The following is a 16,908-nucleotide window of genomic DNA, read 5'->3' on the forward strand; positions in this document are numbered from 1 at the left end:
AATTCACAAAGTACTATATTTAACGGAGGGGTTCAAAATGAGCTGTGGTTGTTCATCACATATTAGAGATGGAAAAGACATCGTTCATCATGTAAAAAGTAAAGGGAAAGAAAACTTTGCACCTGCAGTGGCGCACGAGATTACCTGTGAGTGTGGAGAAACCTTTACGTTAGAAACTGTAGTTATGAATTGCCCCAAATGTGAAATGACTTATGCTGTAACACCTTGTGGGTCAAACGATATCAATAACATCAAGCTTGCTGGTATAAAATACGCTTAGAAAATAATATTGTCTATCAAACTGGCGGACTCTTTCCTTAGAGTCCGCCATTATTATTAATAAAGATCATAGAGATCAAAGAATTTAAATATTTCCAAAATTAGTGGAATAGATTATAGTAAAAAGTAATTGTTTATTTTTTTACATAAAAAATGAATGCTCATTCAAACATTATGAAGGTAGTAGGTGGCAATATATGAATCACGTCAATAGAGTTAAGTCAGAAATATCAAAGGTAATGGTGGGAATGGATAGGGAGGTTGAACTTCTTACTATCTCTCTCTTATTTAACGGACATATATTGCTAGAAAGTGTGCCAGGCACCGGTAAAACGATGCTCGCTAAATCATTTGCGAGCAGTATTAATGGCGTCTTCTCAAGGATTCAATTTACCCCAGACGTCCTGCCAAGCGATGTAACCGGGATTCAATTTTTCAATCCAAAGATACAGGAGTTTGAACTTCGTACCGGACCAATCGTGGCAAATATTGTTCTTGCGGATGAAATTAACCGCGCTACACCAAGGACTCAATCTAGTTTACTTGAAGTAATGGAGGAGCGGCAAGTTACGATTGATGGAATTACGGTCAAAGTAGATGACCCTTTTATGGTCATTGCCACCCAAAATCCAGTTGAAGCTCAACAAGGAACATTCTCACTTCCTGTCGCACAAATGGACCGTTTCTTTATGAAATTGACGATGGACTATCCAAGCCTTGAAAGTGAAAAGGAAATTTTAAAGCAAGCACGAGGCCTTGGGAGCAGCCAGAAAACAAATGCTGTTTTAAGTCATGAAGAAATTCAGAAGTTGAAGGAAAAGGTACAGAATATCAAAATCAATGATACAGTTGAATCCTATTTACTTCAAATCGTAAGACAGACCAGACAGCATCCTGAAATTGATCTAGGTGTAAGTCCACGTGGGGCATTGGCGTTAATGAAGGCTTCACAAGGCCAGGCCTTTTTAGAAAATAGAGAATATGTGATTCCTGAAGATATAAAAATGATGGTTCCTTATGTGTTAGGTCATCGAATCATTTTATCGACCGAAGCCTCTTTTACAAAGTCTCCCGAACGTGTATTAAAGGAAGTATTGGAAGCGGTCCCAGTACCCGTAGAGATGGGCGCTTAATCATGATGGAATGGAGTAAGTATAGTGTTGAGAACAACTATCTGCCTATAACAGGAGCGTTTGCATTCTTTTTATGCATTGCTTCTTTTTTCTTCCAATCCTGGCTGGCCTTTTTTGTTGGCGTCTTTATTATCTTGCTTATTTACTTTAATCATTTGTATATGAGGAAAGTTGGAGAGGGTTTACTTTTTAATAATAACAAGGTAAGAGGGAAGTATTTTCCGAGTGAGGAAGGTGCTTGGGTACTGGAATTTCATAATACCGGTGTGCCTATCATGAAGGCGAAGCTTAGTATTACCTTTCATGAAGCTGTTAGACCACACGATCAACGTGCAATTAAGAAATCATCTATCTATGAGGTTACAGTCCCATTTTCAATCAGCAATCGTCAAAAAACAAGTGTGACCATTCCATTTACAGCTGAAAAAAGAGGCGTTTCAAGGATTCGAAAAATAGAATTAATGATCCCACACTTCTTTGGTTTTGGTGAAACGATATTAGAGAAGGAGTTTCATTCCATACAAGAAGCGCTTGTTTATCCGACTACATTGGTCGTACACAATAAACATACACTACTTACCACCAAGCAAGGAGAATCTCCTGTTTCTCATTCTCTTTTTGAGGATACGCTTTCTCCAGCGGGAACACGAGAATACCATTTTTCAGACAGTTTTAATAGAATACATTGGAAGGCAAGCGCACGAAAGCAATCATTACAAACGAAGATCTATGATAAAGTGACCGAGAACGGTTGGAATGTAGCAATTAATATTGGTGATGACCGCTTTGTTACTGATCACCTTGAAGAAATTTTGAGTGGGACAGCCGATCTGGCGTATTTTTTTCTAAAACAGAATATCCCCTTTTCCGTATGTATTAATATCCGTCATGTGGGGATAACACCTTTTTATTATATAATGCCTGGGACTGGCAGAGAGCATTTACAAAAAGTTTTGGAAGCGATCGCACATATTGATGTGCAGACATCAGTTTATCCTTTTGAAAAAATGCTGGCCTATTATGACAGTCATTTAGAACCGCAGCCGTTTTTCCTGCTTGCTGGGCAATACATACCAGAAAAAGGGGATTTACTGAAAAAAATTGCAGATAAAGGTACAAATGTTTACGAACTCATGGCCAATGAACAAACTGCTTCGATAGTTAAGAAGTCATTCTCGCAAAAAAAGGAGATGTCTTCATGAAAAACAATGTTTGGTATTTGGCTTATTATAAAACGATTGAGATTTTGATTGGAAGTCTTGTCTTCGCTTTTTACTATTTATTTCAAGGACAGGAGATCCCATTTCTATATTATCTAGCCGTCTCCATCCCATCTACCTATCTCTTTATTTTCCTGATTCATACTTACCAGGAGAAGAGTAGATTGTTATTTTTTATTATTGTCTTCCCTTTAGTTGTGGTGGGCGGGTTATGGTTGAACTTTTCAATCGTGTTTATTTTAGTATTGTCGATGTTGATTTACTGGAGAACTACCATAATGAATAGTGATAGGGAAAGTGTGCAAACGGGCTTATGGTTGTTTTTGAACGTCTTCTTGGGCTTTATTTTACTCATTATCGCTAATATGCAAGACTATCCTTATCAAAACCCATTGATGATCATCATCATTTTAAATCTTACTTTTATTGTAGTAGGTGGATTTTTGATGAACTGGTTATCAGTAGTTGAGAACAAACAAGTAAAAAGACTCCTGCTTAGAAATTTTCTTTCGATCATGGGTATAATGATGGCCATAAGTTTGCTTGCTGTTACCTTTAGGGATGTCCTTAAATGGTTGGTTGGATCAATCCTAAACTTAGTCGTTTTTGCAGCATCCTTCTTAATGTCTCCAATATTTAATTGGGTTGAGAATTATGAACTGACAGGAGAAGTGAATCCGTTTGCTCAAATTCAAAATGCACAGTCTAAAGTGGAGGTTGAGAGTACTAGTTTGATTCATGATCAATCAGCACTGGCTTCAAAAGTGGATTTAAATTTTACGTATTTGTACATTGCAGTATTGATGATCCTTTGTATTCTAGTATTTATTTTCCTTTATAAGAAATTCCAAGGAAGTACTGAAGTTTTGGATTCTACCGAAAATGGATTTTATAGTTCAGCTTTTGATGAAGGCGAAAAGGGGACCCGTTCTTCCAAAAATAAAAGGTATGGGGAACTGCCTTCCTATCGTGTGCGTAAGGAAATCTTTCGACTGGAGAAAATGGCGGAAAAGCTCCAACTTGGAAGATATTCATCTGAAACGATAGGGGAATGGTTTAGTAGAGTAGGAGTAAAAGAGGACGAGTTCATCCAATCAGTCTATGAAAGGGTACGATATGGAAATCAGATTGAATCGGATGAGGAATATCGATTATTTTTAAAAAGGTACAAAGAAAGCAGAGCTAAAACAGATTCATAAATTGCTATTAGAAGAGGGTAAAATTGAATCGAGATCACGTGTGAAAAACATTATTAAGGGATTTACATCTAGAACAGAAGAACATTGAATTAATTGTTCTTCTGTTTTTTTATGATCATCACTTGATCCAAGCTAGAGGCAATGACAATTCCTAGTGTATAACGAATTAAATCTATAGTAAGGAATCCTTTACCAAGTATCAACGCTCCCAGCAGAGTTCCGCGAATTTGATTAATCCAATCTTCCTGATATAGCTGACTGAATTCGATACCGAAACTGAACAAAAAACTGAGAAATATCGATGTTACTATGCATTTTTTTAAAAATAAAAAGCGGAATCCAAAATAGACCATCATTGCCCATAGGACATCACCAGCATTCTCTGCTAAATAGGAGAATAATAGATGACTGTATTTTCTAGAAGCCAGTCCAAGTAGAATTGTGATTATAAAAGCAATAAAATAAGTTCGTCTCAATGGATTATTATGAGAATCATTTATAGAAATCATTGGCAGCACCTTTATTCCAAAGTATAATCTTCATTATATTAACACTTTATTTGAGTATACAAGAGATATCTACACACTTTATGAATATATCTACACAAACTCATTTGATATCTACACACTTTTTGAATATTTCTACACAAGTTCATTCGATATCTACACAGTTTTAAATATATCTACAAATTTTTCCGATAGAGGTGTTTAATGTGCTAAAAATTGAAGAAATTAAATCGATTGAGTCCCATATAGTTCTGCTATCTGAACTATTGGTTAAAGTGGTGGATGACGGTGCGTCCATTGGTTTTTTACCACCTATGAAGCTATCAGATGCGAGACAATATTGGCAAACTGTAATAAATCCAGATGTCATTTTATTTATTGCGAAAATAAATAATGAAATCGTTGGAACCATCCAAGTTCATTTGTGTACTAAGCAGAACGGTCTTCATCGAGCTGAAATTGCAAAGCTAATGACAGGCCCCAATGCTAGACGCAAAGGGGTAGCCCGTGCATTAATGAAAGTTGCGGAGGAGCGAGCGGTAAGTGAGGGAAGAACGTTACTTGTCCTAGATACAAGAGACGGCGATCCCTCCAATCATCTCTATCAATCAATTGGATTTATTCCTGCTGGCAAAATTCCGAACTTTGCCCTATCGGGTGAAGGAGAACTAGATACCACTGTTATTTATTATAAAAATTTATAAATAAACTAATAAATACTCCAAATTTCACTAATATCCTGTGAGTTTAATCGTGACATTTGAAGAAAATAGTTGAAGATTATAGAAAGTAGCTTAAACGCTGAAAGCGGGATTGTTCATGAGAGTGATAGGTATTGATTTATCAGGGCCAAGTAATCATAAAGATACAGTTTTATCGTTATTTGAAAAACATGATAGTGAATTGAAATTTCTTAAACTAATGAAAGATGTAAGTGATTTTCAGATATTAGAAGAAATTGAGACTCAAAGTAAGATCGATGAAGTGATCATTGGAATCGATGCCCCCTTGTCATATGAGGATGGTGGAGGGGATAGACAAGGCGATAAGCTTCTAAGACAATTTATTATTTCGTTGGGAATGAAATCTGGATCCATCATGCCACCGACTTTTAATCGAATGGTCTATCTTACTTTGAGAGGGATTAAACTTACAAGAGAAATTGCAAATATAAAAACTATCAACCCAATCTCGATCGTCGAAGTTCATCCAGGCGCTGTAATCGGTTCAAGACTTCTTCATGAAGATAAACAATATGTATTGAACTACAAACAAGATTTATCTGCGAGAACTTTTATACGAAACTGGCTTGGAGAGCAACATTTAAAAGAACTGCCTGCATTTATAGATAAAGAAAGTCATACAATTGATGCATGTGCAGCTGCCTTAGGAGCTTGGCATTGGAAGGATCCATTGTTTGCGCCAAAATGGCTGCTTCCTGCAAATCCTCCTCTTCATCCATATGACTATTGTTGTTAATTAGAGTAAATTAAGGAGGAAATTAAGGTGAGGTATTATATTGTTGATGTGTTTGCCGAAAACAAATATGAGGGAAATCAATTGGCTGTTTTTATTCCAGAGGGGAAAATGGAACAAACCGAAATGCAAAACATTGCCAGAGAAATGAACTTTTCTGAAACAACCTTTATTATGTCGGGCATACAGGATAATGGAGGATATGATGTTAAGATTTTTTCTCCCGATTCTGAATTACCTTTTGCCGGACATCCGACCCTTGGAACAGCCTTTATCATTAAAAACTTTTTCGACCGTTCAGAAAGCAGTAAAATTAAATTAAATTTAATGGTTGGGCAGGTTCCTGTTGTTTTTGAAGATCAATACGCCTGGATGACCCAAAACCAACCTGAATTCGGCGCTAATCTTGAGATTGAAAGAATTGTAGACGCACTTCAAATTAATCGTGAAGACATTAATACTGATTATCCAATTGAAGTGGTTTCAACAGGATTGCCTAGTGTTATTGTCCATTTGAATTCATTGGATGCCGTAAGTCGTTGTAAAATAAATCATATTGCTTTTGAGAAACTTTTAAAGGATATTGGAGAAGTGAATTTACTTGTTTTTACAACGGAAACTGCAAGCCCTGAAAACGACCTTAACGTAAGATTATTTATGTGTAATTCAGGGTTTTTAGAGGACCCGGCAACAGGCAGTGCAAATGGGAATTTAGCAGGTTATCTGATAAAACATGACTTTTTCCATTCAAATGAAATCAGCTATCGTGTCGAGCAAGGGGCTTTTATTGGCAGACCATCGCTACTAAAAATAAATGCCAAAAAGACCGATGACCACTATCTCATTCAAGTTGGCGGGCGCGTTATTGTCATTTCAGAAGGTAAGTGGTATTAACAAACAATCGAAGGGATCTATACTATGCAAACATTGCCACAAACACAACCGGTAAAGAAATACATACCACTTTCATTTTTTGTTATTTTTCTAGGATACCTAGTTTTTGGGTTATCTGAGAATATCAAGGGACCTGCGATTCCTCAAATGCAAATCGATTATGGAATTGATGAATTGCAGGTTGGGTTTCTATTAGCGATTAACTCAATTGGGTTTTTAATCGCTTGCAGCTTTACTGGTGCTTTTTCATCTAAAGCCGGCATTAAGCTTACGAGTCTGCTAGCGTTTGGAATGATGGCATTATCAGGTGTATTCATTTATTTTTCTAGTAATTTTGCCGTTTTTTCGGTTTCCTATTTCATTATGTATTTAGGAAATGGGATGTTAGAAATAGCCCTGGCGATTTTGGCTGCAAGAATCTTTACAAAAAATACTGGTTTTATGATGAACCTGTCTCATTTCTTTTATGGACTTAGTTCTACGGCTGCTCCTTTGATGGCGGCCGGCTTAATGGGCGTGACATTTTTTGGGGGACGTGAGCTAGGCTGGCAGGGAATGTATTTATTGATGCTTTCATTATGTATCATCCCCATGATCCCAGCATTTTTCAGTACACTTCCAGTGGATAAAACAACGTCTCACGAACGCCTGCCTATTAAGATGTTCTTAAAGGATCGGGTAGCATGGTTCATTATTATCATTCTTTCATTTGGAGTAATCCTGGAACTTTCAATTGCCGGCTGGCTTGTTAACTTTCTAGAGAGGTCTTTTCTATGGAGTTCAACGGCAGCCTCTGGTATGTTATCGATCTTTTTCCTCTGTTTTATGATAGGAAGGTTACTTTTAGGATTTGTAACCGATAAAATAGGTTTTATGATCTCAATCATTGTTTTTTCAGGTCTAGCTGGAATTACAACGATATTGGCCACATTATTTGGACCATCAGGGGTATGGTTATATGCGGCAGCTGGTTTCGGTATTGCTCCCGTCTATCCGACAGTAATGGCATTGATTGCCAAAAGATATCCTACTGGACTTGACGCTGCCATTACCGTTACTGTAACCGTAATGGGAATTGTGGTGGTTATCAGCAATTTATTCCTAGGAGCACTGATTGAGTTTTTTAAAAGATGGTTTACGAGTCTTCTTGGAGCTGAAATGGGTCTCATGAGAGGATTTCAGGCCGGATTTATTTTTATTGGCGTCTGTGGGGTTTTATGTTCTGTTTTTAGTATTATTTTGTATCGGTATTTAAAGATGCGGAATGAAGTGATGTAAACGAGGTGACCATCGGGGTTGCCTCTTTTAATTGCAGAGGAGTGTATAAAGATGGATAAACAATTTAAGGAATTGATCCATTCAGAAGAGGAATTGCGTACATTAATTGGTTTTCCAAGTGAATTAGTGGAAAGAAAAATGATTACATACCTAGATCACAATTGTGAAGAATACATTTCCAAATCCCCATTTTTAGTGATTTCGAGCTCCGATCACTCGGGGAATTGCGATGTTTCACCAAGAGGGGATATGGCTGGTTTTGTAAAAGTAGAAAAGGATTTTAGTTGTAATAAATCTCGTACAATTGAAGCATGTGAGCCAACTGTCTTTTTGCTTCAAAAGCCCAAATTTATCCTTAAAAGATAAATCCAACCATAGTAGCGAGTAGTAATTCTATAAATAACATTCTATAAAATACTGAGAATACTGGAGAAAAAGTGAGTTTTCACTTTGTTTATTGAGGGAGTTTAGTTTAACTAGGAGTTTGTGTTTTTATAGAGTAATGCGTTCGTTATTGAATATTTGTGAAAAAAACCTACCTAAATATGAATATTATAAAGTATTTCAAAAAAATTCCAATTAATACATTAACATTTTGTTGAATTTATTATATAACATCTATAGAATTTTATAGGTGCTTTTTAATGTGATTTTCATATTTTTATATTTTATCCTTGAAAAAAGACTAAAATAGAGAGGTCGTTGAATATGAAGAGCCAATTATTCTTGCAAATGAATACGATCTTTATAAGTATATTAATTGAGGCATTGCCTTTTATCTTGTTAGGGGTATTAATATCAGGGATTATCCAGATTTTTGTAACGGAAGAAATGATGGCTCGGATTATTCCGAAAAACAAAATACTTGCCGTTTTTTCTGCTGCTTTCATAGGTGCTATTTTTCCTGCTTGTGAGTGTGGAATTGTTCCAATTACGCGACGTTTAATGGCAAAAGGTGTTCCACTTTATGCAGCAATCCCTTTTATGCTTACTGGTCCAGTGATAAATCCTATCGTGTTGTTTTCCACTTATATTGCATTTGGGAACAATTGGGATATGGTCTTGTATCGTGGAGGGATCGCCCTACTGATTGCTCTCATTGTGGGTGGGTTACTTTCCATTCAATTTAAGGATTCTCAGTTAAAGAATGATGTAGCTGACCATGTTCATCGGAAATCATTTAAAGGAAAATTTATTGGCATGCTAAAGCACTCAATTGATGAGCTGTTTTCAGTTGGGAAATTCTTAATCCTTGGTGCGTTTGTTGCGGCATTCATTCAAACCACGGTAAAAACAGCTACCTTGCTCGACATTGGACAAGGTCCGTTATCTTCTAACCTGGTTATGATGGGTCTCGCTTATGTTCTTTCGTTATGCTCAGAGGCGGATGCCTTTGTAGCAGCATCATTTAGAAGTACATTCTCAACAGGTTCCCTTGTTGCCTTTCTTGTTTTTGGACCGATGCTGGATATTAAGAATACGTTAATGCTCTTAGGAACATTCAAAGCGAATTTTGTTGTGTATTTGATGGGCTATATAACCATCTTGGTCGCCATAATAACGTTATTTATTAAGTAGGGAGGTGGTGGTGCTGATATGTTAAGAACACTCATATTAATTGGATTAACGTATTTATTTATGCATTTGCACGCCTCAGGTGATATCTCCAAGTATATCAATATGAAATATTCATATCTCTCTTATTCTGCCATTTATATTCTGGCCATTTTTACTTTTATTAGTATTTATTTTTATATAAAAGAAGATCAACATGATCATGATCAATGTGGAGATGATTGTGGGCATTCACATGAAGAAAATACTTGGTGGAAAAGAGCAATAACCAATGGAGTATTTATTATTCCGATTTTGACAGGTCTGTTTCTGCCTGTCGCAACGCTTGATTCGAATATTGTTGAGAAAAAAGGCTTTTATTTTCCTGTTTATGAAGACAGCGATTCAACAAGTAAGCAGCAATTTTTACAACCCGATACAAGTGTTTATTATGGACAAGATGACTACGATGATTTAATGGCTAAATCGTTAAAGAAATTATTGAAAAAAGATACGCTTGAACTTAATGAAAGCAACTATTTAACCGATTTAGAATCCATCTATAATTATCCTGGACAATTTATTGGCAAAGAAGTGAAAATAACAGGATTCTCCTATAGCACAGATGAATTAGCTGCGAACCAAAAATTTCTATTTCGATTTGGAATTATTCACTGTGTTGCAGATTCGGGCGTGTTTGGAATGTTAGTGGAGCTTCCTGAGGATATTAACCCTAAAAATGATGAGTGGCTTACGGTAAGTGGAAAACTCGAAACCATCTACTATCAGCCCTTTAAGAAAACCATCCCGTATCTCAAAGTGACTTCATGGGAGACGATTAGTCCACCAGAGGATCCTTATGTGTATCGTCAATATTAACAGCCTTAGTTCAAAGAACTAAGGCTATTTTTCTAAAGAATTTTCACACTTATCGGATAGAGATAAGGTTCCTTTGGTTCATTGATTTTTTTCCATGTGGTAATTTTTATGATAGGAAGCTCTGTGCCATTAAAGTTCGTGGTACCCAAAACACCTTTCACTTCAATCCAAGTATTTTCTTTAAGTGATGAGGCCTCCGGTAACTCTGATATGAATCCAATAATGCTGGCATCTGCAACGCAATGGGTTATCAAAAATCTTGATAGCACAAGTTGGTCTTGTTCAAGACCTTCTTCTTTATAAACAAATCCTTTTAACTCGATTTCTCGCCCTTTAAATTTCTCGATGTCCGTTTGAATTTCGTCATAGTAAGTAGAAAAAATATCATCATTCATCTTAATAGTCGAGCTTTGTAAAAGATGTTGTATTAATTGATTATATTCATCTTTTGTATAAACTAATTCTTCGAGACGTGAAAGGTCAACAAGATCTCCATTAATAACAGGGTCTTCCTGTTGACTAATGTTATGTGCAGGCTTTTCATCTATTTCCTTCTCTGACTTCTGATTGGTTAATACAGCCAAACCACCTTTTTTATCAGCGATTGAGGCGTCGAGCACCTTCGCAGGGAGCAGGAACCCAGTGACTAACGGAAAAACAATAATAACATAAGCGATTAATTTTTTTGTATTAAAAGGAGAGAATCCATGGTCGTGACTACAATTATGGTCGTGAGAATCGTGATGACAGTGGTGATGCTGGCTGTTTTCCTTAACAGTCCATATCCTTGTGGTTTGGATCATAAACAATATTAAAAATAATACAGAAGCAGACTGGCTTAAGCCCTCATATTTTGGATTAATAAACTTTGTCATTTCGCTAGTAAAATGAAGCTTAAAAAGCAGGACAGAAAAAGCTAATAAAATAAACGCTCTGACAGCCTGCTGAAAATGAAAACTCACGACTTTCCCCCCTTTAAATGAAGCTTTGCACCGACATGATAGTAATAAAGATGACCGAAATGATTAAAGCTAACACACCGATAACAAACTTCAATCGGAATACGCTCAGCATCATTAGGGTGTTTTTTAAATCCATCATTGGACCAAAGATTAAGAACCCTAAAATGGCTGGAGTTGGAAAAATACTGCTGAAGGAAGCACCGATAAAGGCATCTGCTTCAGAACAAAGTGATAAAACGTAAGCTAATCCCATCATGACAGATAGGGAGGATACCGTTCCGCTGCCAGCTTCCAAGAGAGATTTTGCCGGGAGATAGGTTTGTACAAATGCAGCTAAAAAAGCTCCCATGACCAGGTATTTACCCATATCAAAAAACTCATCAATGGAATGGGTTAACATCGACCAAAATCTTGTTGAAAGAGATTCTTTTTTTGAGGGTGTTGGTGAAGAACTTGTATGGATAGGAGACTTTAATTGATTTCCCTTAAAAATAACGCTGACAAACAATGCAACCAGTATAGCGACAAAAAAACCTAACCCCATTCTTAATCCCGCAATCTTAAAATCGTTCCCAAATGCCATATAAGTAGATGCAATCACAATTGGATTAATTAGCGGACCTGTCAACATAAATCCAATTGAAGCATGAATTGGTACGCCTTTCCCGACAAGACGACGGACGATGGGAACTATACCACATTCACATGCAGGAAAGAGGGCACCAATTATACAACTCATGATTATAGCTAAAACCTTATTTTTGGGAATCCAGCGTTGAATATGTTCTTCGGTGACAAATATTTGAATCACACCCGCGATGAGGACCCCTATTAGAACAAATGGCAGTGCCTCTATTAAAATACTTAGAAATATCGTGTTTAGATTTAATAGAGACGGAGGTAAATCGAATGAAAGTTTAAAGCTGGTACTAAATGAAAGCAGTAAAAGTGCTAAAACAATGATCATAATACCCGTAAGTTCTATGATATTATTGCGAACAATGCGATACATAAATACCTCCAGTTTCTATTAATTAGTTTGTACATTTAATAGAGTATGAATAAAAAATTATATATATACCTCTCGCTAGTTCTATGTAAGAGAATCCCTGCCGCAATATAAGGCAGGGATAGATAAGTCACATGTTGTTGTTAGTCATTTAAAACTGTCTTGATGGTTTCTAAATTTTTACGCATGATGCTGAAGTAATCATCGTTTTGTTTAATGTTCTCTTCTGTTACAGCCTCTAAATTATGGAGAGTGAGAGCCTTTGCCCCTATTTCTTCTTGGATGATTTTTGCTATTTTGGGTGAAACATTCTGTTCGAAAATCACATAATGAATGTTATGTTCTGTAGACTCTTCAATGATTGCTTGCAGTTCTTTCTGAGTTGGTTCTTGTGTGGGTGATAAACCTGATATGGCAATTGTTTCAATGCCATATCGCTTTTCCCAATATCCATAAGCAGCATGCGAAACTAATAAATTCTTCGTTTTTGAACTCTCGATGGTCGTTTTAAATTCCTTATCCAGTTTTTCGAGCTCGCTTTTTAGCTGTTTAAAATTGGTTTCGAACTCTGCTGCATGTTCTGGCATTAATTTACTCAAAGAGTTTTTAATGTTATTTGCTAAAGCGATAGAGAGGACAGGATCTAACCATACGTGGGGATCTACGTCACCATGGTTATGTTCTTCGCCTTCATGATTTTCCGATTCTGTGTGTTCACCTTCATTTTCATCAGAATGTCCTTCTTCATCATCATGATGATTATCATCAGTGGATTCAATAAGATCGATTCCATCTGCGGCTTTTAAAACTTGTACATCCTCTTTTTCCAAAGCTTCTGTTGCTTTTTCAGCAAATCCTTCAATCCCCACACCTGTATAGATAAATAAATCTGAGTCTGCTAGGTTAATCATGTCTTTTGTAGAAGGCTCGTAGGAATGGGCATCTACATTGGGAGGATAAATACTTTGGACTTCGACGTAACTTCCGCCAATTTTTTTAGTGAAATCTTCAAGCGGATAAATGGTGGTATAGACTATTAGAGAGTTTCTTTCTTTATTTTCTCCAGTTTTTACAACTTCTTTTGATCCACAACCTGTTAACAAAAGGCTTAAAGCTAGAACTGAGGTAGACATAAGTGTAGATATTTTCATAGAATTACTCCTTTGATATATTAAGATTTTTATACAATGTAATAAAACGAAATCGTTACGTTTTACATTCTAAAATATATCTATGCGTTTGTAAATGACTTTAGGAATCATTTCGATTTATTTTTTTTATGGCAAGAAGTTATCGTTCTACCGCTTGACATTAAAATGAAATTGGGATAAAGTGCAAATCGTAATCATTTTGATTTGAAAACGAAAAATTAGGAGGAAAGTAAGATGCGTGTAAAAATTATTTTGCAATGTACAGAAACTGGCGACAGAAATTATATTACAACAAAGAACAAACGGAATGATCCGGAAAGACTCGAACTAAAGAAATATTCTCCTCGGTTGAAACGCTATACGATACACAGAGAAACAAAGTAAGAAAATGCATAGTTATATATGTCCTTTAAAACCTGAGTAATTTCAAGTTAATTAAAATATGTATAAAGTATTCGTAATGGTTATTATTTGTGGATAACGGAAGGGAGAATTATCATGAAAGACACAAGAATTCCGGTAACTGTTTTAAGCGGCTATTTAGGAGCAGGGAAGACCACTTTACTAAACCATATTCTTCAGAACCGAGATGGATTAAGAGTTGCAGTTATTGTTAATGACATGAGTGAAATTAATGTGGATGCAGAATTGGTAAAACAGGGAGGGGGGTTAAACAGAACGGAAGAAAAGCTTGTGGAACTATCAAATGGATGTATTTGCTGTACATTAAGAGAAGACCTTTTAAAAGAAGTGGAACGACTGGTCGAGATTGGAAATATAGATTATATTGTGATTGAATCAACAGGTATAAGTGAACCAGTACCTGTTGCACAAACTTTTTCTTACATAGATGAAGAGTTGGGGATTGATCTTACAAAGCTTTGTAAACTCGATACAATGGTTACAGTTGTTAATGCAAACAGGTTTTGGCATGACTTTGCCTCAGGAGATCTCCTTCTGGAAAGAAACCAGGCTGTAGGTGAAGAGGATGAAAGAACGGTTGCGGACTTACTAATAGACCAAATTGAGTTTTGTGATGTCTTGATCCTTAATAAATGCGATTTGCTTGAAGAGGAACAATTAATTCAGTTGGAGGTTTTTTTAAGAAAGTTACAGCCTACAGCGAAATTTCATCGTTCAATTAAGGGGAAGGTTCGCCCACCAGAGATTTTAAATACAGGTTTGTTTAATTTTGAAGCCGCAAGCGAATCTGCCGGCTGGATTAAAGAATTGGAAGCGCCTGAGCATACTCCGGAAACGGAAGAGTATGGAATCAGCTCCTTCGTTTATAGAAGTTCGGTCCCATTTCATTCTGAAAGGTTCAATCGCTGGGTGGAAAAAATACCAGAAGAAATTGTGAGGGCAAAAGGAATCGTATGGTGCGCAACAAGGAATGACATAGCTATATTATTTTCGCAAGCAGGTCCTTCGGTGCAATTAGATCCGGTAGCTTATTGGATCGCATCCTTGTCCCTAGAGCAGCAAGCCCAATATTTTGAAGAAGACCCGACAGTAAAAGAAGACTGGGATGAAAAGTTTGGAGACCGGAAAAATGAAATGGTTGTGATCGGAATCCACATGGATAAAGAAGTTGTGAAATCTTCTTTAGATCGCTGCTTATTGACAGAAGAAGAGATGATTCAAGATTGGAATAAAATGGGTGACCCGTTCGTATGGAATATTACTACAGCAGTTAAATAAAATGAACGAGCCTACAATATATGGATGTAGGCTCATTCATTTTATTTTGAAGAACCCCCTTTCCATTTTATTATGGATAAATAAATGCCTGCATCTAGCGTTTGTATTTTAATTTAATCATACTTAGGGAGGGATTGATTTGAATAAAGTAAAATTAAGAAAAAGTGGAGAATTATACATTCCTAAAACTCTTACTAAAATATTAAATATTGAAGTAGGTGACATGATCAAAATATTTATAGATGGTAAAAAAATTGTATTAACAAGTAAAGTAGGGTTTGAAAAAGAAAATAAATGTACTTATAATCAAAAAGGAACAATCCATATACCGGCAGAAATTAGAAGATTAAATAATATCGACACAGATACAGTTTTTACTATTACTATCGATGAAAAGGAAAAACGGGTATGTCTTATTCCTGATTTAACAGGTTGAATGAGATTGTGAAGAATTGTACTTAAACTATAGGGTGCTAGAGTTCTCTTATTGAACTAAAGATGCAGGTTAGCTCAACAAGGACGAATGACAGAATAATTGAACTTTGATAAGAGAAAAGTAAATAAAAAAGGATTTTTTTATGATTGGACTTATTATTGCTGTTTTTCTCTTTAATATAATTGCTTTTAAAACTAACAAGCAGTTGACTAAAAATCAAATTGTTCACATTTGGGCATTTACTATCGTTTTTCAGGGGCTTTTTGATTTGTATATTGACCAAAAATACCAAGGTTATTGGTACTTTTCAAAAGATGTTGATTGGTCATCTTTACCTGCACTTACACTACTTGTACCACCTATAAATATGATGTTTTTAAATTGGTATCCATTTACATCTCCATTATTAAAACGAGTTCTTTATTATATTTATTGGTTAGTATTTATGGTGATTTATGAAGTAATAGCATTATTTCCTGAACCTTGGGGGTACTTCTATTATGGATGGTGGAAATTATGGTATTCAGTAATTTGTGATCCTATCCTACTAATTATTTTATTAAATTATTATAAGTGGATATGTAAAATAGAAAAAAATCACTAACGAGAGCGTTTCTGTTAAAAGCAGGGACGCTTTTCTAATTAAAGTAAAGGGTGCTTAAGTTAAAGATGGAGTTGCGGCAAGCAGCTCTTTTTACGTTGGTCAACTAACGAAGCGGTTTATTTTAATAAAGCGTTATATATAAATGGTTTTAGATAACTTTATTTATTGTTCAAGATTCATTTCCCCCACGTGTTGCCAAATGGGTGGCATAAAGGTTGTATTAAAATAAAAAAAATATAGAAAATATGAATATTATCTTATATAATCATTTTATAAATCATAGTATTCAGGGTGGAATTAATGGGTTTTAAAATTGTAATATATAAAGGCGAGAAGTGTTGGCTTATTTATCAATACGATTCAGGCTATTGTGAAATAAAAAAAGAGGGATTCTCTCTTAACAGAATTGAATTAGTTCATATGTCAGAGTTAATTGAAGAAAAAAGAGAAAAGCAGGATTAGGTAAACCTAGCCTGCTTTTCTTTTTTATTGAACTGAATTCACCTCTTGAACTATGGATAGCAGAAGATAAAGATAGAGATCGCTATGTGGTGGAAGAATCTTATTTTGTGAAGAATTATACTTAAAACTAAAGGGTACTTTACCTCACGAACTGGCTGCTAAATA

20 protein-coding genes are annotated in these 16,908 nt (G+C 35.8%); 16 read left to right on the plus strand and 4 right to left on the minus strand.

Annotation, left to right across the window (positions count from 1 at the left end):
- The first annotated feature begins 37 nt into the window (after positions 1-37).
- The 4 genes from QFZ31_RS03390 (at position 38) to QFZ31_RS03405 (ending at position 3,831) form a co-directional block, all read left to right on the plus strand.
- A complete protein-coding gene (locus QFZ31_RS03390) occupies positions 38-280 on the plus strand; it encodes a hypothetical protein (protein WP_307300901.1) in 243 nt (80 codons plus the stop codon).
- Between the two features lie 196 nt (positions 281-476).
- Positions 477-1,412 carry an AAA family ATPase gene (locus QFZ31_RS03395; RefSeq protein ID WP_307300902.1) on the plus strand — a complete coding sequence of 312 codons (936 nt, stop codon included), beginning with the start codon at positions 477-479 and terminating at the stop codon, positions 1,410-1,412.
- 2 nt (positions 1,413-1,414) lie between these two features.
- On the plus strand, positions 1,415-2,614 hold the full coding sequence (locus QFZ31_RS03400; protein WP_307300904.1) for a DUF58 domain-containing protein: 1,200 nt from the start codon (positions 1,415-1,417) through the stop codon (positions 2,612-2,614).
- Positions 2,611-3,831 (plus strand): DUF4129 domain-containing protein, encoded by a 1,221-nt coding sequence (locus tag QFZ31_RS03405; RefSeq protein WP_307300906.1) that lies wholly within the window; start codon positions 2,611-2,613, stop codon positions 3,829-3,831. Before QFZ31_RS03400 ends, QFZ31_RS03405 begins: the two co-directional genes overlap by 4 nt.
- An 89-nt stretch (positions 3,832-3,920) precedes the next feature.
- Here the strand turns inward: QFZ31_RS03405 and QFZ31_RS03410 are convergent, their stop codons facing one another.
- A complete protein-coding gene (locus QFZ31_RS03410) occupies positions 3,921-4,340 on the minus strand; it encodes a DUF2809 domain-containing protein (protein ID WP_307300908.1) in 420 nt (139 codons plus the stop codon).
- 194 nt (positions 4,341-4,534) lie between these two features.
- On the opposite strand from QFZ31_RS03410, the gene QFZ31_RS03415 reads away from it, so the two are divergent.
- From QFZ31_RS03415 to QFZ31_RS03445, 7 genes are all read left to right on the plus strand, one after another.
- Positions 4,535-5,041 carry a GNAT family N-acetyltransferase gene (locus QFZ31_RS03415; protein ID WP_307300910.1) on the plus strand — a complete coding sequence of 169 codons (507 nt, stop codon included), beginning with the start codon at positions 4,535-4,537 and terminating at the stop codon, positions 5,039-5,041.
- Positions 5,042-5,156: 115 nt separating this feature from the next.
- Complete coding sequence (locus tag QFZ31_RS03420; protein WP_307300912.1) at positions 5,157-5,816, plus strand: DUF429 domain-containing protein; 660 nt, start codon at positions 5,157-5,159, stop codon at positions 5,814-5,816.
- Positions 5,817-5,843: 27 nt separating this feature from the next.
- Positions 5,844-6,707 (plus strand): PhzF family phenazine biosynthesis protein, encoded by an 864-nt coding sequence (locus tag QFZ31_RS03425; protein ID WP_307300914.1) that lies wholly within the window; start codon positions 5,844-5,846, stop codon positions 6,705-6,707.
- A gap of 24 nt (positions 6,708-6,731) precedes the next feature.
- Entirely contained in the window at positions 6,732-7,985 is a 1,254-nt protein-coding gene (locus tag QFZ31_RS03430) for an MFS transporter (protein ID WP_307300916.1), read from the plus strand.
- 51 nt (positions 7,986-8,036) lie between these two features.
- The gene (locus QFZ31_RS03435; RefSeq protein WP_307300918.1) at positions 8,037-8,351 is read left to right on the plus strand and encodes a hypothetical protein; all 315 of its coding nucleotides are present in this window, start codon (positions 8,037-8,039) and stop codon (positions 8,349-8,351) included.
- Positions 8,352-8,693: 342 nt separating this feature from the next.
- Complete coding sequence (locus QFZ31_RS03440; RefSeq protein ID WP_307300919.1) at positions 8,694-9,563, plus strand: permease; 870 nt, start codon at positions 8,694-8,696, stop codon at positions 9,561-9,563.
- Between the two features lie 18 nt (positions 9,564-9,581).
- A complete protein-coding gene (locus QFZ31_RS03445) occupies positions 9,582-10,418 on the plus strand; it encodes a TIGR03943 family putative permease subunit (protein ID WP_179600526.1) in 837 nt (278 codons plus the stop codon).
- Positions 10,419-10,450: 32 nt separating this feature from the next.
- On the opposite strand, the gene QFZ31_RS03450 is transcribed toward QFZ31_RS03445, so the two are convergent.
- The 3 genes from QFZ31_RS03450 to QFZ31_RS03460 form a co-directional block, all read right to left on the minus strand.
- Positions 10,451-11,380, minus strand: a complete 930-nt coding sequence (locus QFZ31_RS03450) for a TIGR03943 family putative permease subunit (RefSeq protein WP_307300921.1) — start codon at positions 11,378-11,380, stop codon at positions 10,451-10,453.
- 13 nt (positions 11,381-11,393) lie between these two features.
- Positions 11,394-12,392 (minus strand): permease, encoded by a 999-nt coding sequence (locus QFZ31_RS03455; protein WP_307300923.1) that lies wholly within the window; start codon positions 12,390-12,392, stop codon positions 11,394-11,396.
- 140 nt (positions 12,393-12,532) lie between these two features.
- Positions 12,533-13,540 (minus strand): metal ABC transporter substrate-binding protein, encoded by a 1,008-nt coding sequence (locus QFZ31_RS03460; RefSeq protein WP_307300924.1) that lies wholly within the window; start codon positions 13,538-13,540, stop codon positions 12,533-12,535.
- Positions 13,541-13,774: 234 nt separating this feature from the next.
- Between QFZ31_RS03460 and rpmG the strand changes: the two genes are divergently transcribed.
- The 5 genes from rpmG (at position 13,775) to QFZ31_RS03485 (ending at position 16,743) form a co-directional block, all read left to right on the plus strand.
- Positions 13,775-13,924 carry a 50S ribosomal protein L33 gene (gene rpmG / locus QFZ31_RS03465; protein ID WP_307300927.1) on the plus strand — a complete coding sequence of 50 codons (150 nt, stop codon included), beginning with the start codon at positions 13,775-13,777 and terminating at the stop codon, positions 13,922-13,924.
- Positions 13,925-14,038: 114 nt separating this feature from the next.
- The gene (locus tag QFZ31_RS03470) at positions 14,039-15,241 is read left to right on the plus strand and encodes a GTP-binding protein (RefSeq protein ID WP_307300928.1); all 1,203 of its coding nucleotides are present in this window, start codon (positions 14,039-14,041) and stop codon (positions 15,239-15,241) included.
- A 139-nt stretch (positions 15,242-15,380) separates the two neighbouring features.
- Positions 15,381-15,677 (plus strand): AbrB/MazE/SpoVT family DNA-binding domain-containing protein, encoded by a 297-nt coding sequence (locus tag QFZ31_RS03475; RefSeq protein WP_307300931.1) that lies wholly within the window; start codon positions 15,381-15,383, stop codon positions 15,675-15,677.
- Positions 15,678-15,819: 142 nt separating this feature from the next.
- On the plus strand, positions 15,820-16,281 hold the full coding sequence (locus tag QFZ31_RS03480) for a hypothetical protein (RefSeq protein ID WP_307300932.1): 462 nt from the start codon (positions 15,820-15,822) through the stop codon (positions 16,279-16,281).
- A 300-nt stretch (positions 16,282-16,581) separates the two neighbouring features.
- Positions 16,582-16,743 carry a hypothetical protein gene (locus tag QFZ31_RS03485; protein ID WP_307300933.1) on the plus strand — a complete coding sequence of 54 codons (162 nt, stop codon included), beginning with the start codon at positions 16,582-16,584 and terminating at the stop codon, positions 16,741-16,743.
- Positions 16,744-16,908 lie beyond the last annotated feature (165 nt).

Origin of the sequence: Neobacillus niacini, assembly GCF_030817595.1 — a bacterium.
Taxonomy (GTDB): domain Bacteria; phylum Bacillota; class Bacilli; order Bacillales; family Cytobacillaceae; genus Neobacillus; species Neobacillus niacini_G.